Annotated in this window: 24 protein-coding genes; 16 read left to right on the top strand and 8 right to left on the bottom strand. The window is 60.5% G+C overall.

Annotated elements, in window-relative coordinates; genetic code table 11:
- Positions 1–247: 247 nt before the first annotated feature.
- The 4 genes from CO657_RS19790 to CO657_RS19775 all read left to right on the top strand — a co-directional run bounded on the left by CO657_RS19790 (position 248) and on the right by CO657_RS19775 (position 3293).
- Entirely contained in the window at positions 248–568 is a 321-nt protein-coding gene (locus tag CO657_RS19790; RefSeq protein WP_054182321.1) for a hypothetical protein, read from the top strand.
- A 322-nt stretch (positions 569–890) separates the two neighbouring features.
- Complete coding sequence (locus CO657_RS19785; RefSeq protein ID WP_054182518.1) at positions 891–1643, top strand: SOS response-associated peptidase family protein; 753 nt, start codon at positions 891–893, stop codon at positions 1641–1643.
- 126 nt (positions 1644–1769) lie between these two features.
- The gene (locus CO657_RS19780) at positions 1770–2468 is read left to right on the top strand and encodes a hypothetical protein (RefSeq protein WP_054182323.1); all 699 of its coding nucleotides are present in this window, start codon (positions 1770–1772) and stop codon (positions 2466–2468) included.
- Positions 2469–2531: 63 nt separating this feature from the next.
- On the top strand, positions 2532–3293 hold the full coding sequence (locus CO657_RS19775) for a KIAA2012 family protein (protein ID WP_128715569.1): 762 nt from the start codon (positions 2532–2534) through the stop codon (positions 3291–3293).
- A gap of 6 nt (positions 3294–3299) precedes the next feature.
- On the opposite strand, the gene CO657_RS19770 is transcribed toward CO657_RS19775, so the two are convergent.
- The 5 genes from CO657_RS19770 to CO657_RS19750 all read right to left on the bottom strand — a co-directional run bounded on the left by CO657_RS19770 (position 3300) and on the right by CO657_RS19750 (position 8253).
- Entirely contained in the window at positions 3300–4322 is a 1023-nt protein-coding gene (locus CO657_RS19770) for a DUF2806 domain-containing protein (protein ID WP_054182325.1), read from the bottom strand.
- A gap of 132 nt (positions 4323–4454) precedes the next feature.
- A complete protein-coding gene (locus CO657_RS19765; protein ID WP_054182326.1) occupies positions 4455–4835 on the bottom strand; it encodes a hypothetical protein in 381 nt (126 codons plus the stop codon).
- Between the two features lies 1 nt (position 4836).
- On the bottom strand, positions 4837–6045 hold the full coding sequence (locus CO657_RS19760) for a tyrosine-type recombinase/integrase (protein ID WP_054182327.1): 1209 nt from the start codon (positions 6043–6045) through the stop codon (positions 4837–4839).
- 210 nt (positions 6046–6255) lie between these two features.
- Positions 6256–6786 carry a DsbA family protein gene (locus tag CO657_RS19755; RefSeq protein ID WP_054182328.1) on the bottom strand — a complete coding sequence of 177 codons (531 nt, stop codon included), beginning with the start codon at positions 6784–6786 and terminating at the stop codon, positions 6256–6258.
- A 36-nt stretch (positions 6787–6822) separates the two neighbouring features.
- Positions 6823–8253 carry a DUF6880 family protein gene (locus CO657_RS19750; protein WP_054182329.1) on the bottom strand — a complete coding sequence of 477 codons (1431 nt, stop codon included), beginning with the start codon at positions 8251–8253 and terminating at the stop codon, positions 6823–6825.
- A 243-nt stretch (positions 8254–8496) separates the two neighbouring features.
- Between CO657_RS19750 and CO657_RS19745 the strand changes: the two genes are divergently transcribed.
- Positions 8497–8751, top strand: coding sequence for a DUF2934 domain-containing protein (locus tag CO657_RS19745; RefSeq protein ID WP_003589609.1), 255 nt, complete (start codon positions 8497–8499; stop codon positions 8749–8751).
- Positions 8752–8773: 22 nt separating this feature from the next.
- Here CO657_RS19745 and CO657_RS19740 read toward each other — a convergent pair whose 3' ends face one another.
- Positions 8774–9340 (bottom strand): GNAT family N-acetyltransferase, encoded by a 567-nt coding sequence (locus CO657_RS19740; protein WP_054182330.1) that lies wholly within the window; start codon positions 9338–9340, stop codon positions 8774–8776.
- 64 nt (positions 9341–9404) lie between these two features.
- A complete protein-coding gene (locus tag CO657_RS19735; RefSeq protein WP_054182331.1) occupies positions 9405–10049 on the bottom strand; it encodes a ThuA domain-containing protein in 645 nt (214 codons plus the stop codon).
- A gap of 225 nt (positions 10050–10274) precedes the next feature.
- Between CO657_RS19735 and galE the strand changes: the two genes are divergently transcribed.
- Together galE and CO657_RS19725 are read left to right on the top strand one after the other, a co-directional pair.
- Positions 10275–11258 (top strand): UDP-glucose 4-epimerase GalE, encoded by a 984-nt coding sequence (gene galE / locus CO657_RS19730; protein WP_054182332.1) that lies wholly within the window; start codon positions 10275–10277, stop codon positions 11256–11258.
- Positions 11236–12795 (top strand): alkaline phosphatase family protein, encoded by a 1560-nt coding sequence (locus CO657_RS19725; protein WP_054182333.1) that lies wholly within the window; start codon positions 11236–11238, stop codon positions 12793–12795. The genes galE and CO657_RS19725 overlap by 23 nt, the downstream gene beginning before the upstream one ends.
- Before the next feature lie 5 nt (positions 12796–12800).
- On the opposite strand, the gene CO657_RS19720 is transcribed toward CO657_RS19725, so the two are convergent.
- On the bottom strand, positions 12801–13298 hold the full coding sequence (locus CO657_RS19720; protein ID WP_054182334.1) for a DUF1993 domain-containing protein: 498 nt from the start codon (positions 13296–13298) through the stop codon (positions 12801–12803).
- 373 nt (positions 13299–13671) lie between these two features.
- Here CO657_RS19720 and CO657_RS19715 point away from each other — a divergent pair, with 373 nt between their 5' ends.
- From CO657_RS19715 to CO657_RS19675, 9 genes are all read left to right on the top strand, one after another.
- Complete coding sequence (locus tag CO657_RS19715; protein ID WP_054182335.1) at positions 13672–14601, top strand: sugar ABC transporter substrate-binding protein; 930 nt, start codon at positions 13672–13674, stop codon at positions 14599–14601.
- 69 nt (positions 14602–14670) lie between these two features.
- Positions 14671–16212, top strand: coding sequence for a sugar ABC transporter ATP-binding protein (locus tag CO657_RS19710; RefSeq protein ID WP_054182336.1), 1542 nt, complete (start codon positions 14671–14673; stop codon positions 16210–16212).
- Positions 16213–16246: 34 nt separating this feature from the next.
- Positions 16247–17272: an ABC transporter permease gene (locus CO657_RS19705; protein ID WP_054182337.1), complete on the top strand. Its 1026-nt coding sequence runs from the start codon at positions 16247–16249 to the stop codon at positions 17270–17272.
- A gap of 149 nt (positions 17273–17421) precedes the next feature.
- On the top strand, positions 17422–18480 hold the full coding sequence (locus CO657_RS19700; RefSeq protein ID WP_054182338.1) for a dipeptidase: 1059 nt from the start codon (positions 17422–17424) through the stop codon (positions 18478–18480).
- Positions 18481–18580: 100 nt separating this feature from the next.
- Positions 18581–20224, top strand: a complete 1644-nt coding sequence (locus tag CO657_RS19695; RefSeq protein ID WP_003589619.1) for an ABC transporter substrate-binding protein — start codon at positions 18581–18583, stop codon at positions 20222–20224.
- Between the two features lie 18 nt (positions 20225–20242).
- Entirely contained in the window at positions 20243–21310 is a 1068-nt protein-coding gene (locus CO657_RS19690) for an ABC transporter permease (protein WP_003589620.1), read from the top strand.
- The gene (gene nikC, locus CO657_RS19685; protein WP_012559333.1) at positions 21307–22242 is read left to right on the top strand and encodes a nickel transporter permease; all 936 of its coding nucleotides are present in this window, start codon (positions 21307–21309) and stop codon (positions 22240–22242) included. The genes CO657_RS19690 and nikC overlap by 4 nt, the downstream gene beginning before the upstream one ends.
- Positions 22239–23072 (top strand): ABC transporter ATP-binding protein, encoded by an 834-nt coding sequence (locus CO657_RS19680; protein ID WP_003589622.1) that lies wholly within the window; start codon positions 22239–22241, stop codon positions 23070–23072. The genes nikC and CO657_RS19680 overlap by 4 nt, the downstream gene beginning before the upstream one ends.
- Positions 23069–23818: an ABC transporter ATP-binding protein gene (locus tag CO657_RS19675; protein ID WP_054182339.1), complete on the top strand. Its 750-nt coding sequence runs from the start codon at positions 23069–23071 to the stop codon at positions 23816–23818. Before CO657_RS19680 ends, CO657_RS19675 begins: the two co-directional genes overlap by 4 nt.
- The last annotated feature ends 116 nt before the right edge of the window (positions 23819–23934 follow it).

Raw genomic sequence — 23934 nt, 5'->3', positions numbered from 1 at the left:
ACAACTTAAAAAGCAATTGACCAAGATTGATTATTGACTCCAGGGCGACCGAGAACATAATGGGAACATCGGCGAGGCGGCCGCCAATCTGAAAGCTTGAGTATGGAGCACGGATATGCGCAAGCAGCGATCGGAACCCTCCTGAATGACATCCGCCATCTTCGTTGGCAGCTGGTTTTGACAGAAGGCGCGATGGGTCGAGGGATCACGCGGGGGGTGGCGGCCGAGATACGACCGAGACTGAACAATGCCGGAAATGAACTATTCCAAAAAGTTGCGTGGCTGGAGTCTGAGCGATGCGGACGAGGCCGGCCAGCTGCTGGAAGTCACCTGCCAATTTTGCAAAAGAACTTACCGCTTTTTTCCGCGCGACCTTTTGAAGCTGACGCCGAACGTCAGCCTCGACCGGCTGGCAGGCCGGTTCCGTTGCCAGCGCTGTGATCGGGCAGACTATATGGTCCTGAGGGTCGTTCAAATTTGGGGGTCGGAATACCGCAAGTTGACCGTGCGCCGCCTGGTCAAGATCAACACGGTGAAAAAGCCGATATGGGAGGATGGGTTCCTATAAGATGGCCGACCGACGAGATAATCCCCTCGCCCGATGGCTCTTGAATGCCCTTCTGCCCCATCACGTGATCATCTTTTGGGAGAACTATAATTCCGGCGAACATGCTTACCACTTCCGCCAGCGAGGCGAGATAATCAGCTCCGCGCTGGCCATAGACCGGTCTTCCAAATTCTATTCCGCTTCGGTCTGATGGGATCAGTACCTTGTTTTCTGTTTCGGAAGTCGCGAAGCTGCGATGCAATTCAGGGACCGTTGGAACGGTCAATTCATCGACACGGACGAAGTGAGCAGAAAAGGCGTGTGGACGCCGAGGGAGGGTGATGTGTGCAATTTATACCGGATGATGAGCAACCAGCAGGCCATCCGAGCAATCACGCGGGCGATGATCGACAGCACCGGCAATATGGAGCCGCAGCAAGAGATCTGGCCAGACCGGCTGGCGCCGATCGTCCGCAATACGCCGGCGGGCCGAGAACTCGCTAACGTCCGCTGGGGACTGCCAAGCTCTTCGAAGGCTCTATTCGATGCAGCGACCAAACGCGCTGACGGACTGCGCAAGAAGGGGAAGCCTGTCGACTTCGATGAGCTGCTGAAGATGGAGCCGGATGGCGGCACGACGAACGTCCGCAACGTGAGCAGCAAGCACTGGAAGCGCTGGCTTGGCGTCGAGAACCGCTGTGTGGTTCCATTCACGCGCTTTGCCGAGCCGGACCCGGCCAACAAGCCGGATGGCGGCAGGACGCCGAATGCTTGGTTCGGCGCGCCAGGCGAGCCTCTTATGTTCTTCGCTGGGCTGTGGGTGCCGCAGTGGGCGAGCGTGCGGAAGATCAAGGAAGGGTTGATCACGACCGACCTGTTCGGTTTCCTCACCACGGAGCCGAATGCGGTGGTTGCGCCAATCCATCAAAAGGCGATGCCGGTGATCCTTGCCGACCGCGACGAAATCGAGATCTGGCTGTCTGCACCTTGGGAAGAGGCGTGCAAACTGCAGCGCCCGCTGGCAGACGACGGGATCGTCTTGTTGCCGCCAGCCGAACCTCTTGCTTCCGCCTCGGCGCAACTAGCCTTCATTTGACCAGCTGCCAGACGCACGACAATTCCGAAGTGAATAACTCCGGGAAATGCCAAATAAGGTCCAGTGGTGCTATGGACTCCCCTTCTGGTTGATTTCATTGTTCCCTCACTGGTTGGGGGAACCATCATGAAACTGAAGATGACGCTGGCCGTTTTGGCGGCGCTTGCACTGGCGGGATGCGGAACGGTTACGCTGCCGGCCGCAGTCAAGATGAACGACGGCCAGGCGCTGATGGGCACAACGACCGCGGCAATCAGCGGCGGCATATTCCAGGTCTCGACGCCGAATGGCGATATTTCCTGCAGTGGCAATTACGACGCCCTCGACACGCGGCCCATGATCTCGGCGCCGGTGCGTTGCTCCGATGGCCGTTACGGCACCATCAACGTCCTGCGCTCGCCAGACGGCATGAGCGGAACCGGCACCGTGAGCCTGGCCGACGGGTCGAAGGGCAATTTGGCGTTTGGCCGCGCCGCGCCAACAGTGCTGACTTCGGTAAATGACGACTTTCCCGCTGCGCCGGCTTCTTTGGCGTCGGTGTCGCCCGGATCTGGTATGGCGGGCGGATCGGCTACTCCGGCATACGCTGGCTCGAGCGTTTATAGTCCGTCAACGCGCGTCTACACGGGCAACTGCCCGATGCCGGAAAGCCTCGATGCCGCGGGCCGCCGCTGCGGTGCACGCAGCGCAGCTTCTCGACCTGGCGGCTATGATGGATATTCATCGTGGGCCAGGCCGACGCCGAGCTATGGCGGAAGCGTCTATGTGCGCGGCTACTACAGAAAGAACGGGACCTATGTTCGTGGCTACACGCGGCGGCGCTAACGGCATAAAGTTTAGGGGCAATGCATGCAAAGAGATACTGGATTACGGGCGCCGGGGCGCGGCTTGACGCTGAAGATTGCGGGGTGCTTAACGGGAACTCTGTTGATATGCGCGTTCCTACTAGGCTGGTTTGCATATAAGGGCAATTGCCCGGCAGCAGGCACATACTCCTGTATGACAGCCTCTGATTGGGGGACTTTCATAGCCGGCGTGTTCGCTCCAATCGCGTTTACTTGGCTGGTCGCTGCCGTGTGGATACAGTCTCAGGAACTCGCGGAGCAGCGAGAAGAGCTGCGTTTGACCAGGCGCGAATTTGAAGAAAACCGAAAAGTGATGCAGGAGCAAGCCGAAGAGGCGAGGCGCCAAGCTGAGTTCATTGGTCTGCAGACCAACTTGTTAAAGGCGCAAGATGCTGATCGGCGTCGCGAACAGGAGGAGAGAACGCTCGAAAACCATATCCAGACGCTCGCAGACCTGATCAACAACAACTTCAGCAATGTGAACTTTGTCACGGGCTCCGCGAGCGATGGCAGAATTGTCAGTTCGGTCTTTAAGCCTAGGGAAGCATTGCCTCGAGATCGAGCGATAATTCGGTTCGGACAGTTTGCAGCGGCGCCGGAGGCCAACTACGGAATTGCGGAAAAGCTGCATGTTGACCCGGCGGTCAGACCGCTTGTCGAGATCGCCCGCGATTTAACCCGGTTGATAATAGACACCGCCAATGAGCTCGGACCCGAGCATATGATTACGGTCGCACGACTGAAGATCGTAGCGCTAAACGAACATCTCGACAGAAAACTTGGTCTGGCGACCGCCGCAAGCTAAGCGGTTTCAAGGCGGTGCCCATTCGTTGTCCTCGCTTAGTGAATTGTCGTCGTTCCTTTTGAGAACGACAACGTTATCAGAACCAAATATCGGCACCAGAGCAGATGCCAAGCGCTTGACTGCCGAGGCACGATCTTGAGGTATGATCGTTGCAATCGCTCGGCCCGCCCGCGTGAGCGAAAAGACATTTATTCTCAGGTTTCCGTTTTCGACCCTCATGTCATCTATGCTGGCGAACAGCTTGGCGGAAGGTGCTGGAGCGGCTTTGCTGACAGCTACCGACCGTTCCTCATTACCTATTATCCACCAATCGCTCTCGTCACTAGACCTTGTAGTATTACTGAAGGCTACCGACGCGTAGAATTCCTGGTGCAATAGAAGGCCCGCATGTTGCATTTCCTCCACCTCGTGCGCCGACACACCCGCCGTAACTACGGGTACCCACGAGGTAAAGCGATTTTGGCACAATTTCTCAAAAATCCTGCCGATGTCCGGGTCAACCTCGTCGATTATTCGAAGGGTTTGGTGCGAGAATGTCCCCGGAGCCCGTATTTCAGAAGCAAGAACTTTACCCCATTTTTCCCTGACCGCTTCTGAAGTTGCCTCGCCGGCATATCGCCCCCAGCGGTTCACCATTTCGGCATTCATCGTATCAGCTGCTTTGTCGCTCTGATCGCTCAATTCCGGATTATTACGAAGATCCTGGAGTGCGAATTCCAGCGACGCATCGATATTCTCTGCCTCTTTCTCCGCGCGACTGAGAGACATAAGCAGCTTAGCCGCCAATCTCGGATCCTGCTCAACCTGGTTTTCGATCGTCTGGCTCGCGACCTTTATTAGAGACACGTATGAGCCAGTCAGTGCGCTCCCAATGGCGTTCTTACGGTCAAGTGGGTTACTCGATGCAATTAATCTGGTCGCTCCCAGTCGATCCAGTGCAGACATAAATCGGCTCTTGATCTTGGCCTTGAATCCATGAGTGCTCCAGTCGACCGCTAGGCCGATATCTTCATCTTCGTTCTCGGGCATACGACTCAGCTTGTTAAATATTGCGAGGCTGAAATCTTCGATTGTAGATGAAAATTGTCAATCCGGCGGATCGCGCAATCACCGTCGCGGGGACGAACCTATTCTAGGAAGACCGCCGTAGTTTGGTATTTATCAGAATGGCACGTTGTTGCAGGCGCCGCTGCGCTGTGTTGCACGAACTGTCCAGGCATCGGCGCCCGAAGCCTTGCTCTCATTTGTGGTTCGCACCAGCAGCTGGCACTGCGCGGCGCGCGTGACGGCCGGCGTCACGTTCGTCGCCGGCAGCGTCATATAGACCGGCGTGGTTCTGAAGACGAACACCCGGCCATCGCTGACCGGGTACGCATCAGCCGGGGTCATGCCGGTGGCCGACATAAACTCGCTGATAGGCCGGCCGCTGTATTGCGCCAGTCGGCCATCAAGCATCGCGTCGATCTGCGCTTGATGATCGGCGCCAGACTGGCAACCTGCGAGCGCCATCAGGGCTAGCGCGAATATCGGTCGACGATCCATTCTAAGCCCCTGCGCGTCGTTTCAGCGGAATGACATTGCTGGTCTCAGGCTCGCAGTAGTTCGCCCACGCCGTCATCAACCGGCGGCGCTTCTCCAGTGCCGTGCCGCGGCGATAGGCGCGTTCCGTCTCGTCGCCGACGACATGGGCAAGCGCGGCTTCCGCGATCTCTCGAGGAAAGGATGTCTCTTCGCCGCACCAGTCCCGGAACGATGACCGGAAGCCGTGGGTCGTGACGTCAACCTTCAGCCGCCGCAACTGCATTTCCATAGCCGTCGGCGACAACGGCTTTCCGCGCTTCTGGCCGGGGAAGACGTATGCGTCCGGATCTTCTCCGAACAGCGCCATCTCGTCGAGGATCGCCAGGGCGCGTGGGGTAAGCGGAACCTGATGCTCGCGATGAGCCTTCATGCGGCCTTCCGGCACCGTCCAGATCCCGGCTTTCCGGTCGATCTCTTTCCATAGCAGGCCAAAAGTCTCGCCGGATCTCGCCGCCGTGAGGATAGTGAATTCCAGCGCGCGGGCGGCCGTGGCCTTCCGCTGCCGTAATCGGCCGATGAAGGACGGCACTTCGGCATAGGGCAGGGCGGCGTGATGGCCGCGTGCGAGCTTCTTCCGCTTGGGTAGCAGGTTCGACAGGTTGCCGCGCCAAATCGCGGGGTTCTCGCCGGACCGGAACCCTTTGGCCTTGGCGGCGTCTAGTACCCGTTCGACACGGCCACGCGTGCGGGAGGCGGTTTCCGATTTCGTGAGCCAGATCGGCTGCAGCGTTCTCAAGACATCGTCCACAGTGATCTGGTCGACCGGCTTCGGCCGCAGTGGCTTCGCGTATTCACGAAGCGTCATCTTCCATTGCTCGACGTGCTTCTCATTCCGGAATTGCGGCCTCATCACCTCGATAAATTCGTCGGCGAAGTCCCCGAACGTCGGCACCTCGATTGACGAAGCGTTCCGCGCGTCGATGGGGTCGATGCCGGCTTGTAGCTTCAGGCGTGCATCGGCTGCTAGCTCGCGGGCTGCTGCTAGAGAGACGGTATCGATCCCGCCCAAACCCATCTCACGCTGCCGGTCGTTTTTCCGATACATGAAGACCCACCGCTTGCGCCCGTTTTCTTCCACAAAAAGATACAGGTTCCCGCCGTCGCTATGACGACCGGGTTTGGTAATGCTGGCGACGGTGCGCGCCGTTAACTTGTTCAACGAGATTGCCATCTCACCCTAACTTTCACCCTAGCTGTTGGCGGAGATGATAGTGGATAACCTGGAACAAGCCAATATGGGTGGCAAGCTAAGCCATTGATACAAAACGCCAAACTTGCACGGTGTGATACACTGTGAGACGGGGGTATGGCGGACACCCTCTCCGCCATAAGCTTCCGGGGCGCCAGCGATTGCGATTTTAGCCCGTCAACATAGCCGGCGTCAGTGCCCCAGCACCTTCTTCACCCAGGCCGCAACCTCATCGCCGCTGCCCATATCCGATTGCACCAGCCCGTCGATCATAAAGGTCGGCGAGACGTGGATGCCGTTTTGCCGGGCATATTTGCAGTGCCATTTGATCTCCCGGTCGAGATCCGGGATAGCGAAGGCGTCCTTCAGCGACACACCGCTATAGCCTTCCAGGCGCTCGATGATCTGGTTCGGCGTCACATCCATGTTCGGCTCGCCGGCATGGTGCTCGAACTCGAACTCCTCCCGATGCGCGGCGATGGCGGCCATGACCTTCTTTGCCGTCTCCTTGCCGCCTGCCAGCGTCGAGGCCGCGATGATGCAGCGGACGAGGACGCCGGAATACATGTGCCAGGGCTGTGACTGCAGACGGATCTTTATGGTGATCTTGTCTCTGCCGGTTTGATCGAGAAGGGCGTCGAGCTTGCCGAACGCCCTGACCGAGTAAGGGCAGGTCGGCTCGAGGAAGGCCTCGAAGATGCGCGGGCCGTTGCCCCAAGTCAGCGGATCGGCGTGCCTTTTCGTTGGGGGCTGTTCTGCCTAACGCAGCAGGCTCCAGAAGCCATGCTTATTTCCATGTTGGCGCTTCAGCTCGGCAACATAGGCGTCGTGAGGCCGGGCGCTGCCGAAATCGTCGATATGAGGCGCGAGCGATGCGCATTCCGCCAGGTGGCGCGCGGCATGCCTGTAACGGCTGGATCGGCCGTAATCGAGGGCGAAGCCGATCATCGAGCGTAACAGGATTGTTGCCGCGAGCGGGTGTTTCTCCTGCAGCATTTCGGCGCCCGACGTCATCAGTTCGTAGAGATTGCCGTCCAGTTCCGCCTGGCGCTTGAAGATGAGTTTCGCGGCTTCGGCCGATAAGGGCCAGGCAAGGAAAAAGGCAAGGGCTCGATGAACATCCGGAAAGCCGTGCGCGAAGGCGAATGCTTTTTCCTCGGCTTCGATGTCGTCGAAGTCGGCGAGTTTTCGCACGAAAGCGCGAAGGTGCTCCCCGTTCAGCGACTGCTCGAAGCATTGCCATCGATAGGCCTGCGCTTCCTCCCCCCGTCCGAGTGCTTCCAGCGTTTCGGCGCGGGCTTCCTGCCATTCAAAGGGCGTTTCGAACCGGTGATCGACGCCGTCCAAAATCCTCAATGCTTCCTCAGCGCGTCCAGCTAGGAGTAAGCGGTCGGAAATCGCGGTCGCAACCATCGGCGCCCTTAAGGTCTCTTCCGGCTGCTGGGCGATGAAGGCATCGACATCATCCTGGGCATCGGCAATGTCCTGCAGAGCGATGCGCGCCCTTTGTTGCCGATGCCTGGCATAGATCTCGTCCAGGTAGGTCGTTCCGCCGCCGCCCCAGTCGAGAATTTTCCGGTCGGCGTCGGCAGACTCCTCCTCCTCTTCGTTTAACCATTGCACCAGGAGGCCCTTCAAACGTTCCAGGCCGTCCTTACCAAGCACCGGAACCATCTCGGCGATCAGCGGGTCATATTGGCCGTGGTCGTTGTCCTGCAACGCTGTGAAAACCTTGTCGGCGAGGACATCGATACCGATCCCCGCCGACCTGGCGATGACGCCGGCATCGGCGCATGCCTGATGGAACGTCTCGGTGAAGGCGATGTCGTTGCTGTTGGATCGGTGGAATATCGAATCGGCAACGGTAAGGAATTGCCAGATGAGATCGAACGCTTCCTTCGGATCATCGGCGGCCACGACGGTGACGATCGCGGATCGCTGCGTTTCGAGGTCCGCGTTGATCTTCTTCACCTTGTGCCATTCGATGACGGTTCGTGCCCGCGCGATGCTGGCGAGACGCTTGCGGATCTCACGAGCCACTTCCGCACTGCCTTGATCGCCGGCCAGCTCCATGCGAAGCCGCCGTTTGTGGGCAGCGCTGCCCGTGCTGATCTCGATCAGCAGTTCGGCGAGACGCTGCGCGCCGAGGGTTTCCAGGTTTTTCGCGTTGAGAGTTGTCTTTGCTGCCATGGACCGTCGCTATCGTTTCAGACCGACAGTATCTCGGTGCTCACGTCAATCCAAGATGCTAAGCGCGGCGGCGGTAAAGCAGCGCTTCTACCGCGAATTCGTATGACTTTATCGGCGGTTAGTCTCGTCGAATCATGGCTGTTAGCTAAAAAATAACGCTGCCTCGTAACGACTCCTAAAGCCCGCTTTGGCACCTTGTTGCCTATCGATATTTGCTTCCAAATTTTTCGGCTGGGGTTTGTCATGAGTCATAATAAAGACGCCTGGGTCAGCCAGCGCGCCTATTCGCTATGGGAATCGGAAGGCAGGCCGGATGGGCGCGGGGAAAGCCATTGGGCGCAGGCGCTGAGGGAGTTCGAGCAGTTGGAGCTGACGAAGGCCTCGCCCGATGGAAACGATCTCATCGCGAAGCTGAAGGCGGCCGGGCGGCTGATGCGCGTCTATGACGAGGCGGCTCCCGGCGTCGACGACGACCGGCAATTAAAGGCGGCCCGTTAGGCGCCGGCCGCTCCCCGGATATTCAGCGGCATTCCAGGCGGACGATCGGTCTTGTGGGCAGGCGTCTTGCCACTTCGACGAAACCCTCATCAAGAAATATGGCGAGCGTTCCCGGGTAGAGGTCGCCCACTCTTGATGGGCGAATCTGGTCGACGGGGTATGCCTCGAGACATTCGGCGCCGTTTGCCCTTGCAAATTCGACGGCATGTTTCAGGAGAAGGCGCGACAGTCCCTGCCGCCGAAACGGTTTGCGGACGACGAAGCAATTGATCGACCAGACGGGCCTGTCGTCGACCGGGGCAAAGGGTTTCGAGCGGCGCAGCCGGTCGAAGACGATGCGCGGCGCCACGCCGCACCATCCGGCCGGCTCGTTCTCGTGAATGGCGAGAATGCCCGGCGGGCGCGGCTGGGCGACAAGGCCTCGAAACCAGCTGCGATTTCCTTCGCCCCATCCGGCCTTGTAGTCGGCATTCGGAAGATACCAGTAGGCGCAGCGGCAATTGCGGGCGTCGGCGCAATCATCGAAAACCGCTTCGATATCGGCCAGGCGGTCGGCTGTGGCGGGGACGAAAGAGAAACGAGCCTGCATGCCGGCAAATTATGGTGCGGGCGGTCGGTCGGCAAGCGGCCGCCTTTCGCGGCCCTTCCCAAATCTATCGGCGGGCGGCCCAGCTCAGGCCGCGGCGCAGGATGAGGGGCATGTAGGGATGGTCGAATTCGGCGGCGACATGGCCGAGCGCGGAATAGAAGATGCGGCCGGCGCCGAAATGGCGCTTGAAGACGACCGGCATCACGACATTGCGGGCGGCCGGATCGTAAGCGCCGGTAAAGGTGGTGGTCGCCAGGACTTCGACAGTCGGATCATAATGCAGATAATATTGCTCCGACCGGTAGTCGAAGTCGGGAATGCCCTCCATGACCGGATCGTCCTGGCGGGTGACGGCGACGCGGAAGTCGATGATATTGCCGGGATGGGCGACCCAGGTGACGCCGGAGACATAACGGAAAGGTGCGCTTTCCTTGAAAGAGGTGGCGAGCGCGCCGTGATGGCCGGCAAGGCCCAGCCCGCCGCGCACCGCTTCGACCAAGGCGCTCGCATGGGGTTTTTCCAGCGTTTCGCCGGTGATGATCGGCACCAGCAGATCGGCTTTCGCCAGCGTCGGCGATCCGAATATGCCGAGATCGCCGGTGACCTCAACCATGAAGCCGTCCTCGCGCAGGAGGTCGGCGACGATATGAGCGCATTGTTCCGGCTCATGGCCTTGCCAGCCGCCCCAAACGACCAAAGCCTTCCTCATTCGCGCGCTCCCTGGCTGCCACATGGTGGTAAAGCCCCTTAAAACGGGCGGTTATGCAAATCACGCGAATAATTCACCGATCGCCGATCCGGCACAATTCGTAAGCGGCCGGAGCAGTTCGGCGTTTGACGTATTGACCGTTCGCGCCTATCGCAATTCCTTCTTTTTATTGACGTGTATCTCGTCTAGGTTTCTTTCATCTCTCGCTAATAATAAGGGTGGTGCATGGCAGGTGAAACGGTTCTTGTGGTCGGCGGCGCCGGTTATATCGGCTCGCATACGTGTCTCGACCTGGCGAACAAGGGCTACAAGCCTGTCGTCTTCGACAATTTTTCGAACGGCCATCGCGAGTTCGTCAAATGGGGACCGGCCGAGGAAGGCGATATTCGCGACCGCGCTCGGCTGGACGAGGTGCTGGCCAAACACAAGCCGGCGGCGATCCTGCATTTCGCGGCGCTGATCGAGGTCGGCGAATCGGTCAAGGATCCGGTTTCCTTCTATGAGAACAATGTCATCGGCACGTTGACGCTGCTGTCGGCGGCGCAGGCGGCCGGCATCAACGCCTTCGTCTTCTCCTCCACCTGCGCCACTTACGGCTTGCCGCAGAGCGTGCCGCTTGACGAGACGCACCGGCAGGTGCCGATCAACCCCTATGGGCGGACAAAATATATCGTTGAACAGGCGCTCGCCGATTACGACCAGTACAGGAGCCTGCGCTCGGTTGTGCTGCGTTATTTCAATGCGGCGGGTGCTGATTTCCAAGGCCGGATCGGCGAATGGCACCAGCCGGAGACGCATGCGATCCCGCTGGCGATCGACGCGGCACTCGGCCGCCGCCAGGGCTTCAAGGTGTTCGGCAGCGATTACGAGACCCGCGACGGCACCTGCGTGCGCGACTATATCCATGTGCTGGATCTTGCCGATGCGCATGTGCGCGCCGTCGAATATCTGTTGAAGGGCGGCGAGTCCGTCGCGCTCAACCTCGGCACCGGCACCGGCACGACGGTCAAGGAATTGCTCGGGGCGATCGAGGATGTGTCGAACCGGCCTTTCCCGGTCGAGTATATCGGCCGGCGCGAAGGCGATTCGCATACGCTGGTCGCCAATAACGACAAGGCGCGCGATGTGCTCGGCTGGGTGCCGCAGTATGATCTCTCCCAGATCATCCGCTCCGCCTGGGACTGGCATGCAAAATCCAACCAGCATTGAGCCCAGAATTGAGAAGACGCGCCGGCCGAACATTCTGCTGATCACGGCCGATCAGTGGCGCGGCGACTGCCTGTCGGCCATCGGTCATGCTTGTGTGAAAACGCCGAATGTCGATGCCTTGGCGCGCCAGGGAACGCTCTTTCGGCGGCACTATGCCGGGGCAGCCCCCTGCTCGCCGGCGCGGGCCACGCTCTATACCGGCCTCTACCAGATGAACCACCGCGTCTGCCGCAACGGTTCACCGCTCGATGCCCGTTTCGACAATCTGGCGCTGGCGGCCCGGCGGGCGGGATACGACCCGACGCTGTTCGGTTATACCGACACGGCGCCCGATCCGCGCAGCCTGGATGCCAATGATCCGCATCTGACGAGTTATGAAGGCGTGCTGCCGGGCTTTACCGCACGCCAGCTTTTGCCCGAGCATGAAAGACAATGGCTCTCCTGGCTCAGATCCCGCGGCCAGACGGATGCCGTCAGCCGCGACATCCATATTCCCGTCGGCGCGGAAGCCGGCGACATTTCCGATGCGGCGCCGGCCTATTCCAGCGAGGAGACCCAGACGGCTTTCCTGGCCGGCGAGTTCATCCGCTGGCTGGGCGAACAGGACAGGCCGTGGTTCGCGCATGTCTCGTTCCTGCGTCCGCATCCACCCTTTTCCGTGCCGGAGCCGTTCAACCGGATGTTCAGGCAGGGTGAGGGGCCGGCTTTTGCGCGTGCGGCAAACGCCCAAACGGAAGAGGCAAGTCATCCCTATCTCGCCTATGCCATGCCGCGCACCGGCAAGGGCGCCTTCATCCACGGCGCAACGGGACCGCTCAGTGACTGGAACGGCGAGGATTTCGCTGCGATCCGGGCGATCTATTACGGCATGATAGCAGAGGTCGATGCGCAGCTCGGCCGGATCTGGCAGGCCCTGAAGGATGCCGGTGCCTGGGACGATACGCTTATTGTCTTCACCTCCGACCACGCCGAGATGGCCGGCGATCACTGGACACTGGGGAAGGGCGGCTTCTTCGACGGCAGCTATCATATTCCGCTTGTCATTCGCGATCCGGCAAGCGGTGCCGCCGGCGGCATTGTCGATGGTTTCACCAGTGCTGCGGATATTTTTCCGACCCTTTGCGAAAGGCTCGACATCCAAGCGAAGAACGGGCTCGACGGCCGGTCGCTGATGCCCTTCGTCAACGGTGGGAGCGGACGGGGCTGGCGGGACGCGGCATTCTGGGAATTCGATTTCCGCGATATCGCCGGGGGCGAGGCGGAGCGGTATTTCGGGCTCACGTCGAACGAATGCAATCTCGCGGTGATCCGCGATGCGCAGTTCAAATATGTGCATTTTGCCGCCTTGCCGCCGCTGCTCTTCAATCTCAGCGACGATCCGATGGAGCTCGACAATATCGCAGGCGATCCCGCCTATGCGGCGATCCGGCTCGGCTATGCCGAAAGACTGCTGTCGCTGAGGGCGCGGCATCTGGATCAGACGCTTGCCTATACCGAGCTGACGGAAAAAGGGCCGGTGACGCGCCGGCCCTCATAATTCGATCAGCCGAGATAATCGCGCTTGCCGATCGGCGCACCCTGGTTGCGCAGGATGGCGTGAGCTGTCGTCACGTGGAAATAGAAGTTCGGCAGGGCGAAGGTGGTGACATAGTCGGCGCCCGGAAGCACGATGCCGCTCTTGCCCGGCAGGGTGATTTCACGCGTTTCCGTGCCCTCCAGCGCTTCCTCAGAGAAGCCGGCGAGATAGGCTTCTGTCTTTGCCAGGCGCTCGCGCAGCTCGTCGAACGTTTTTTCATTGTCCTCGAACTTCGGGGCGTCGGTGGCGGTCAGCCTGGAGAGGGTGAATTTGGCGCTGTCGCTGGCGCGCTGATACTGGCCGGAGAGCGGCAGCATATCGGGCGCAAGGCGCGCGGCGACCAAGACGGCGGGATCGATATTCTTTTCCTTCGCATAGGCTTCCGCCTTGTCGAGATAGGTTTTCAGGCTGGCGAGGCCGCGCTGAAACATCGGAACGGTGAGGCGATAGATCGAAATGGACATCTGTCCTGTCTCCAAAATCTTTAAATGACCGGCCGCGTCGAGGATATCGAAGACGCCTGCGGCCGCGGCTTTGTCTTCGAGCCCTCCATAGATGGAGGCGGCCTTGGTCTTTCACAACAGAGGCAATGCGGGCGCCGGTCGTGACCTTAGCGGCATTGCGCCTTTATCGCTATCTCGTCGCCGCTAAAGAGGCTTGACGTCGTTCCCAGAAAATGGAATGAATATTCCGAAGAACAAATTTTACGGTTTGTTTGTTCCGTTTTACACGGAGCGCCGCAGGAGAGGCGGCGAGAAAATTGCGGCTTCAGGGCAAATGCCTGGAGCTCCGGCGTGAGGAGGGTGTAGCCGGGCACCATCTGTGGAGGAAGTGAAAATGAAAAAGTTTATCCTGGGCACTGCGATGGCGCTCGTCATGTCGACGGTCGCTCACGCAGAAACCGTCGGCGTTTCGATGGCGAAATTCGACGACAACTTTCTGACCGTTCTGCGCAACGGCATGACCGATTATGCCAAGACGCTGAGCGGCGTCACGCTGCAGGTCGAAGACGCGCAGAACGACGTTTCCAAGCAGCAGAGCCAGATCCAGAATTTCATCGCCTCGAAGGTCGATGCGATCATCGTCAACCCTGTCGATACCGATGCGACGACGGCGATGTCGAAGCTCGCCGCCGATGCCGGCATTCCGCTGGTTTACGTCAACCGCCAGCCGGTCAATGTCGACACGCTGCCGGAGAAGCAGGCTTTCGTCGCATCCAACGAGCAGGAATCCGGCACGCTGGAAACCAAGGAAATCTGCCGCATTCTCGGTGGCAAGGGCAAGGCCGTCGTCATCATGGGCGAGCTGTCGAACCAGGCTGCGCGCATGCGCACCCAGGACGTCCATGACGTCGTCAAGACCGATGAATGCAAGGGCCTGCAGATCGTCGAAGAGCAGACGGCCAACTGGGATCGCACCCAGGGCGCCGACCTGATGACCAACTGGCTCTCCAGCGGCATCGAATTCGACGCCGTGATTTCCAACAACGACGAAATGGCGATCGGCGCCATCCAGGCGCTGAAGGCAGCCGGCAAGGATATGACCAAGGTCGTCGTCGGCGGTGTTGACGCCACGCAGGACGCGCTTGCCGCCATGCAGGCCGGCGACCTCGACGTCACGGTGTTCCAGGATGCCGCCGGCCAGGGCAAGGGCTCGCTCGATACGGCGCTGAAAATCGTCAAGGGCGAAAAGGTCGAGAAGAAGGTCTATATTCCCTTCCAGCTCGTCACGCCTGAAAACGTCAAGGACTTCGTCACCAAGAACTGAGGCGAACGCCAGACGGGATGCGGGCTAAGCCCGCATCCTTTCCGCCTGTCCGTATCCGGAGGAGATGATATGGCCGTCAGCCCGACAACCATGGCCGCCGTGCGTGCGAGCGGCGCAGTTCCGAATGCGGAATATCTGTTGAGCGCCGAAGGCGTTCGCAAGGAATTTCCGGGTGTCGTCGCCCTCGACGACGTGCAGTTCCGGCTGAAGCGCGCCTCGGTGCATGCGCTGATGGGCGAAAACGGCGCCGGCAAATCGACGCTGATGAAGATCCTCGCCGGCATCTACATACCCGACAAAGGCGATATCCGCCTGAAAGGCGTCGAGATCCAGCTGAAATCTCCGCTCGACGCGCTGGAGAACGGCATCGCCATGATCCATCAGGAGCTGAACCTGATGCCGTTCATGACGGTCGCCGAAAACATCTGGATCCGCCGCGAACCGAAGAACCGCTTCGGCTTCGTCGATCACGGCGTGATGCATCGCATGACCGAAGAGCTGTTTGCCCGGCTGAATATCGACATCGATCCCGATATCGAGGTCCGGTACCTGTCGGTCGCCAACCGGCAGATGGTCGAGATCGCCAAGGCGGTTTCCTATAATTCCGACGTGCTGATCATGGACGAGCCGACTTCGGCGCTGACGGAGCGTGAGGTCGAGCACCTCTTCCGCATCATCCGCGACCTGAGGGCGCAGGGCATCGGCATCGTCTACATCACCCACAAGATGAACGAGCTGTTCGAAATCGCCGACGAGTTCTCGGTCTTCCGCGACGGCCGCTATATCGGCACGCATGCCTCGACCGACGTCACCCGCGACGACATCATCCGGATGATGGTCGGGCGCGAGATCACCCAGATGTTCCCGAAGGAAGAGGTGCCGATCGGCGAGGTCATGCTCTCGGTCAAGGATCTCTGCCTCAACGGCGTCTTCAAGAACGTCTCCTTCGAGGTGAGGGCGGGCGAGATCCTCGGCGTGGCCGGCCTTGTGGGGTCCGGGCGGTCGAATGTCGCCGAAACATTGTTCGGCGTGACGCCGGCAAGCTCCGGTTCGATCGAGCTCTACGGCAAGCCGGTGACGATTTCTTCGCCGACCGAGGCCATCCGCCATCAAATGGCCTTCCTGACCGAGGACCGCAAGGACACCGGCTGTCTGCTGATCCTCGATATTCTCGAGAACATGCAGATCGCCGTGCTCCAGGACAGATATGTCAAGGGCGGCTTCGTGCAGCAGGGCGCCATCGAGGCGACCTGCGAAGACATGGCAAAAAAGCTGCGGGTGAAGACGCCCAATCTCTACGAGCGGGTGGAAAATCTCTCGGGCGGCAATCAGCAGAAGGTGCTGATCGGGCGCTGGCTGCTCACCAATCCGCGGATCCTCATCCTCGACGAGCCGACGCGCGGCATCGATGTCGGCGCCAAGGCGGAAATTCACCGGCTGGTCACCGACATGGCGCGAAACGGCGTGGCGGTGATCATGATCTCGTCCGAGATGCCCGAGGTTCTCGGGATGAGCGACCGCATCATGGTCATGCATGAGGGGCGCGTGACCGGTTTCCTCAATCGCGATGAAGCAACGCAGATCAAGGTGATGGAACTGGCTGCGCAGTGATGCGCCGTCGGCGATCGCCCAAGGGAGGTTTGACATGAGTACCAAGGCAGCAGAGGGCGCGGCTCCGCTCGCAACCCGGCAAAGGCGGCGGCGTTTACCGACCGAGCTCAGCATTTTCCTCGTGCTCGTCGGCATAGCACTCATCTATGAAGCACTCGGCTGGATGTTCATCGGCCAAAGCTTCCTGATGAATTCGCAGCGTCTGACGATCATGATCCTGCAGGTTTCCGTCATCGGCATCATCGCCGTCGGCGTCACCCAGGTCATCATCACCGGCGGCATCGATCTTTCCTCGGGCTCGGTCGTCGGCATGACGGCGATGATCGCGACAAGCTTCGCCCAGTCGTCCACTTGGGGACGGGCGGTATTTCCCTCGCTGACCGATTTGCCGGCTGTCGTGCCGATCATGGTCGGCCTGCTGATCGGGGCGGCGGCCGGTCTCGCGAACGGCGCGCTTATCGCCTACACGAAAATCCCGCCCTTCATCGCAACGCTCGGCATGTTCGTTTCGGCCCGCGGTGTGGCGAAGTGGTATACGAAGGGACAGCCGGTTTCCGGGATCACCGAGCAGTTTCACTTCATCGGAACCAAGGCCTGGCCGGTTGTCGTCTTCCTGGTGGTCGCGCTGATCTTTCATATCGCGCTGCGCTACACCCGTTATGGCAAGTTCACCTATGCCATCGGCGCCAACCCGCAGGCAGCCCGCGTCTCCGGCATCAACATCGAGGCGCATCTCGTCAAGGTCTATGTGATTGCCGGATTGCTCGCCGGCCTTGCCGGTATCGTCACGGCGGCACGTGCGGAAACCGCGCAGGCCAGCATGGGCGTCGGATATGAACTCGATGCGATCGCCGCGACCGTCATCGGCGGCACTTCGCTCACCGGCGGCGTCGGGCGCATCACCGGCACCGTCATCGGCACCATCATCCTCGGTGTCATGACCTCGGGCTTTACCTTCCTCAGGATCGACGCCTATTACCAGGAGATCGTCAAAGGTCTGATCATCGTTGCGGCTGTGGTCATCGACGTCTACCGCCAGAAGAAGCGCCGCAAGCACTGATCTCAGGTGGTGCGATCCGAATTGTTTTTGCGGGGGCTTCGGCCCCCGTTCCGTTTTTAGAGCGCGAGAACGGATTTATAAAAAAGAGGTGGCGAATTCCGTCAGCTTTTCTATTCTGGTCTTCCCGCTCGGGCAGCGCAGGAAGACAGATGCAATTCGTATTTGACGGCCACAACGACGTTCTCCTTCGACTCTGGACACATTCAAAAGACGGCAGCGATCCGATCGCGGAATTTGCAGACGGCACGACGGTCGGGCATATCGACGCGCGCCGGGCCAGGGAGGGCGGCCTTTCGGGCGGTCTTTGCGCCATCTATATTCCCTCCGGCGATCTGGTCTTTGCCGATCCGGATGCCGATGGCCGTTATATCACGCCGATGGCGGCGCCTCTCGATCCGCTGCCGTCCCTTGCCATCGCCACTGAAATGGCGGCGATCGCGCTGCGGCTCGACCAGGCTGGCGCCTGGCGGCTATGCCGGACGGTGAAGGATATTCGCGGCGCCATGGCGGACGATATTTTTGCCGCCGTCCTGCATATGGAAGGCTGCGAGGCGATCGGCGCCGATCTTGCGGCGCTCGAAGTCTTCTACGCAGCCGGGCTGCGGTCGCTCGGGCCGGTCTGGAGCCGGCACAACGTTTTCGGTTACGGCGTGCCCTTCGCCTTCCCGATGTCGCCGGACACGGCGCCCGGCCTCACCGATGCCGGTTTCGCGCTGGTCAGGGAATGCAATCGCCTCGGTATCGTGATCGACCTTGCCCACATCACCGAGAAGGGCTTCTGGGACGTGGCGAAGACGACGGACCAGCCGCTGGTCTCCAGCCATTCCAATGCCCATGCGCTGACGCCGGTCGCGCGCAATCTGATCGACAGGCAGCTCGATGCGATCCGCGAAAGCCGCGGGCTCGTCGGCATCAATTATGCCACCGCCATGCTGCGTCCCGACGGCCGCTCGGACAGCGATACGCCGCTTGCCGACATGATCCGCCATATCGACTATCTGGTGAACCGCATCGGCATCGATTGCGTGGGCCTCGGATCGGACTTCGACGGGGCCACAATTCCTGAGGAAATCGGCGATGCCAGCGGCAATCAGAAGCTGATTGCCGCTCTCAGGGAGGTTGGTTATGGTGAAGCCGATCTCACGAAACTTGCCCGTGAAAATTGGCTTCGCATCCTCGCACAAGCCTGGAGGGAGGACGACGCCTAAAACGTTGCGCGCCTCTGGACGCGCCAGGAATGGACAATAGTTTTAATGAGGCAGGACCGACAAAACGCTTCGTAATCAATCAAAACAGGGGGAACTGACCATGATGATAACCAAGCTCAGCCGCAATTTCCGCATGCTTTCCACGGGAGCTGCGCTTTCGCTCCTGATGATGACCGCACCCTCCGCCTTCGCCGAGACGCCCAAGGATACGCTGGTCGAGGGCTTTGCCATCGACGACATCATCACGATGGATCCGGGCGAGGCGTTCGAGCTTTCGACCGCCGAAATCACCAGCAACAGCTACAGCCTGCTTGTCCGTCTCGACATGGACGACACGTCCAAGGTCAAGGGCGATCTGGCCGACAGCTGGAGCGTTTCCGACGACGGTCTGACCTATACGTTCAAGCTGAAGTCGGGCATGAAATTCGCCTCCGGCAACCCGATCACCGCCGAAGATGTCGCCTGGTCGTTCGAGCGCGCCGTCAAGCTCGACAAGAGCCCGGCCTTCATCCTCACCCAGTTCGGCCTGACCGGCGACAACGTCACCGAAAAGGCCAAGGCGGCCGATGCCGGCACCTTCGTCTTCACCGTCGACAAGGCCTATGCGCCGAGCTTCGTTCTCAACTGCCTGACGGCGACGGTTGCCTCCGTCGTCGACAAGAAGCTGGTGATGGACCATGTGAAGGCGGTAACACCAGATGCCGAGCACAAATACGACAATGATTTCGGCAATGAATGGCTGAAGACCGGCTATGCCGGCTCCGGAGCCTTCAAGCTGCGCGAATGGCGCGCCAATGAAGTGGTCGTTCTCGAGCGCAACGACAATTATTACGGCGACAAGGCAAAGCTCAACCGCGTCATCTACCGCTACATGAAGGAAAGCTCGGCCCAGCGGCTGGCGCTCGAAGCCGGCGATATCGATATCGCCCGCAACCTCGAGCCTGGCGACATCGACGCCGTTTCGAAGAATGCCGATCTCGCGACGACGAGTGCGCCGAAGGGCACGATCTATTATGTCAGCCTCAACAACAAGAACGAGAACCTGAAGAAGCCCGAGGTGCAGGAAGCCTTCAAATACCTGGTCGACTATGATGCGATCGGCGCGACCTTGATCAAGGGTATCGGCGAAATCCACCAGACCTTCCTGCCGAAGGGCCAGCTCGGCGCGCTCGACGAAAATCCCTACAAGCTCGATGTCGCCAAGGCCAAGGAACTGCTGGCCAAGGCCGGCGTGCCCGACGGTTTCTCGATCACCATGGACGTGCGCAACAGCCAGCCGGTGACCGGTATCGCCGAATCCATGCAGCAGACGCTGGCGCAGGCCGGCGTGAAGATGGAAATCATCCCGGGTGACGGCAAGCAGACGCTGACCAAATACCGCGCCCGCACACATGATATGTATATCGGCCAGTGGGGTTCGGACTATTTCGATCCGAATTCCAACGCCGATACCTTTACCGGCAATCCCGACAATTCCGATGCCGGCACGGTCAAGACGCTCGCATGGCGCAACACCTGGGAGGCGCCGGAGCTCGACAAGGAAGCCAAGGCAGCTCTTCTCGAACGTGATGCCGCCAAACGCGCCGCCATATATCAGGACATCCAGAAGAAATACCTGGCAAACAGCCCCTTCGTCTTTATCTTCCAGCAGACCGAAGTGGCCGGTTACCGCAAGAACCTCAAGGACTTCAAGTTGGGTCCGAGCTTCGATACCAATTTCGTCGGTCCGATCGCCAAGGAATAGTCCGGCAGGATCGATCGCTTGAGCACCGTCGAAACGACGTCAGAGGCGCGGCCCCGAAAGGGCCGTGCCAGGGCCTTTGCAAAGGCCCTGGGGCGGTTCCTGTTTGCCGCCGTCACCACCTATCTCGGCCTGCTGGCCGTCACCTTCTTCATCGGCCGCGTCGTGCCGATCGATCCCGTGCTCGCCATTCTCGGCGACCGCGCCCCCAACCATGTCGTCGAGCGGGTGCGCCAGGAAATGGGCTTCAACCTGCCGCTCTATCAGCAGTTCTTCATCTATATCAAAGGCATTCTGTCCGGTGATTTCGGCAATTCGGTGCTGACGACCAATCCCGTCATGGTCGATATCCGCCGTGTCCTGCCGGCGACCATCGAGCTTGCGACGCTCGGAACGCTGATCGGCGCTTTCGTCGGCGTGCCGCTCGGCGTTCTCGCCGCCGTGCGCCGCGGCAGCATCGCCGACCAGGTCGTGCGCGTTGTCGGCCTCGTCGGCTATTCGGTGCCGATCTTCTGGCTGGCGCTGATTTCGCTCGTCATCTTCTATGCGCAACTGCGCTGGGTGGCATTTCCCGGCCGCATCGACATCGTCTTCGAATATACGTTCACGCCGATCACCGGCCTGTATCTGCTGGACAGCGCCTGGCAGGGACAATGGGATGTCTTTTACGACGTCTTCCGCCACATCATCCTGCCGGCATCGCTGCTCGGCTATTTCTCGCTCGCCTATATCAGCCGCATGACGCGCAGCTTCATGCTGAACGAGCTTTCCCAGGAATATATCGTTGCCGCGCGCGCCAAGGGGCTTTCGGAAACGCGGGTGATCTGGGGCCATGCGTTGCGCAATGCCGCCGTGCCGCTGGTCACCGTCATCGCGCTTTCCTATGCCGGCCTGCTGGAAGGATCGGTGCTGACCGAGACCGTCTTCTCCTGGCCGGGCATCGGGCTCTATATCACCAATTCGCTGCAGAATGCCGATATGAACGCCGTGCTCGGCGGCACCATCGTCATCGGCACTGTTTTCATCGGCATCAACCTTCTGTCCGATCTTCTCTACCGGACGCTCGACCCGAGGACGCGAAACCGATGACCGCTCCCGCCAGCCCATCTCCTGCGATGAGCCGCCGCGAATGGCTGCTGTCCGACAGGCCGCAATCGCGCCTGCAGGCCCGTCTCGGCCGCGCCTATGTCACCTGGCGGCAGTTCACGGCCAACCGGCTTGCCGTCGTCGGCCTGCTGATCATCATCGCGCTGCTTTTTATCGCCGCCTTCGCCAATCTTATCGCCACCCACGATCCCGTCGTCGGCGATCTGCGCAATGCGCGGCTGCTGCCGCCGGGAACGGCTGAATACCTGCTCGGCACCGACGACCAGGGCCGCGATATCTTTTCGCGGCTGATCTACGGATCGCGTTTGACGCTGCTCGTCATCGTGCTCGTCGCCGTCATCTCGGCGCCGATCGGGCTGATCGTCGGCACGGTTTCCGGCTATGCCGGAGGCTGGGTCGATGCGACGCTGATGCGCATCACCGATATTTTCCTGGCCTTTCCGAAGCTGGTGCTGGCGCTCGCCTTCGTCGCGGCACTCGGCCCCGGCATCCAGAACGCCATCATCGCCATCGCCATCACATCCTGGCCACCCTATGCCCGCATCGCCCGCGCCGAGACGCTGACGGTTCGGCGCTCAGACTATATCTCGGCGGTGAAGCTGATGGGCGCCTCGCCGCTGCGCATCATCGTGCGCCATGTCATGCCGCTCTGCATTTCCTCGCTGATCGTGCGCGTGACGCTCGACATGGCGGGCATCATCCTGACGGCGGCCGGTCTCGGCTTCCTCGGGCTTGGGGCGCAGCCGCCGCTGCCGGAATGGGGCGCGATGATCGCCTCGGGACGGCGCTTCATCCTCGATCAATGGTGGGTCGCGGCGATGCCCGGCATCGCCATCCTCATCGTCAGCCTCGGCTTCAACCTGCTCGGCGACGGCCTGCGTGACGCGCTCGATCCGAAGGAGGCTGGCCAGTGACGACACTTCTGACGGTCGACAATCTCAAGGTCAGCTATCCCACCCGCACCGGCGTGATCGAGGCCGTGCGCGGCGTCTCCTTCACGCTCGGCAAGGAAAGGCTCGGCATCGTCGGCGAATCCGGTTCCGGCAAGTCGCAGACCGGCCGGGCGATCATGGGGCTGACGCCGAAACATGGCATCGTCACCGCCGACAGGCTGGATTTCAACGGCATCGACCTGCTCAAGGCTTCCGCCGGCGAAAGGCGAAGGCTGCGCGGCAAGCGTATCGCCATGATCCTGCAGGATCCGAAATATTCGCTCGATCCGGTGATGACGATCGGGCGGCAGATCTGCGAAACGCTGCGCACGCATGAAAAACTCGGCAAGGCGGAGGCGCGCGAGCGGGCGCTCGCCATGCTGGAGGCGGTGCAGATCCGCGACCCGAAACGTGTCTTCGACCTGCATCCACATGAGGTTTCGGGCGGCATGGGGCAGCGCGCGATGATCGCCATGATGCTGATTGCCGGGCCCGAACTGCTGATCGCCGACGAGCCGACCTCGGCGCTCGACGTGACGGTGCAGCTCGATGTGCTCAGAATCATGGACAGGCTGGTGGCTGACCGCGGCATGGGGCTGATTTTCGTCTCCCATGATCTCAGGCTGGTTTCCTCCTTCTGCGACCGGGTGATCGTCATGTATGCCGGAAAGATCGTCGAGGAGCTCGCGGCCGCCGATCTCAAACATGCGCAGCATCCCTATACGCAAGGGCTGCTGAACTGCATGCCCGAGATCGGCTCGAACCGTCATCCGCTGCCGGTGCTCGACCGCAAGCCGGAGTGGGCGGCATGAGCGCAGCTCTCGAGATCGACAATCTCAGCGTCGTCTACGATGAATTTCATGCGCTGAAGGATGTCAGCCTTGCGGTCGAACGCGGCGAATCCTTTGGCCTCGTCGGTGAATCGGGCTCGGGAAAATCGACCTTGTTGCGGGCTGTCGCCGGCCTTGCGCCGATCAGCAGCGGGGCGATCCGCATCGATGGCGAAGCGCTGAAGGGTTCGAAGCGCAGCAAAATCTTCTATCGCCGCGTGCAGATGGTCTTCCAGGATCCCTATGGTTCGCTGCATCCGCGCCAGACCATCGACCGGCTTCTGCTCGAACCGCTTGTAATTCACGGCATTGCCGATGGCGAGAGGCGCATCGAACGCGCGCTCGACGAGGTCGGCCTCGGCAATGGTTTCCGTTTCCGCTATCCGCACCAGCTGTCCGGCGGCCAGCGGCAGCGTGTGGCAATCGCCCGGGCGTTGATCGTCGAGCCGTCGATCCTGCTGCTCGACGAGCCGACCTCGGCGCTCGACGCCTCGGTGCAGGCCGAGGTGCTGAACCTGCTGGAGCAGATCCGGCGCGACCGCAAGCTCACCTTCGTGATGGTGAGCCATGACCTCGGCGTCGTCACCCACATGTGCGAAAGGCTGGCGGTGATGCGCAACGGCGCCGTCGTCGAGCGGCTGAGCTCCCGGGAACTGGCGGAAGGTGCGGTTCATGAGGACTACACGAGAAATTTGATGATCGCCAGCAAGGGGTTCGTCAAACCCTGAAAGCCTGTCTTTTCAACCCGTTGAAAAGAAAAGACCAGCGGCGGCGTTAAGGATAAGATTTCCCTAAAAGACGACCATTCAACTAGACTATTGACAGCTGCCCCGCTTCTGTCATG

Source organism: Rhizobium acidisoli, from assembly GCF_002531755.2.
Lineage (GTDB): Bacteria > Pseudomonadota > Alphaproteobacteria > Rhizobiales > Rhizobiaceae > Rhizobium > Rhizobium acidisoli.
Note: the sequence above shows the minus strand (reverse complement) of the source record. Positions and strands in the feature narration are given on the sequence as shown.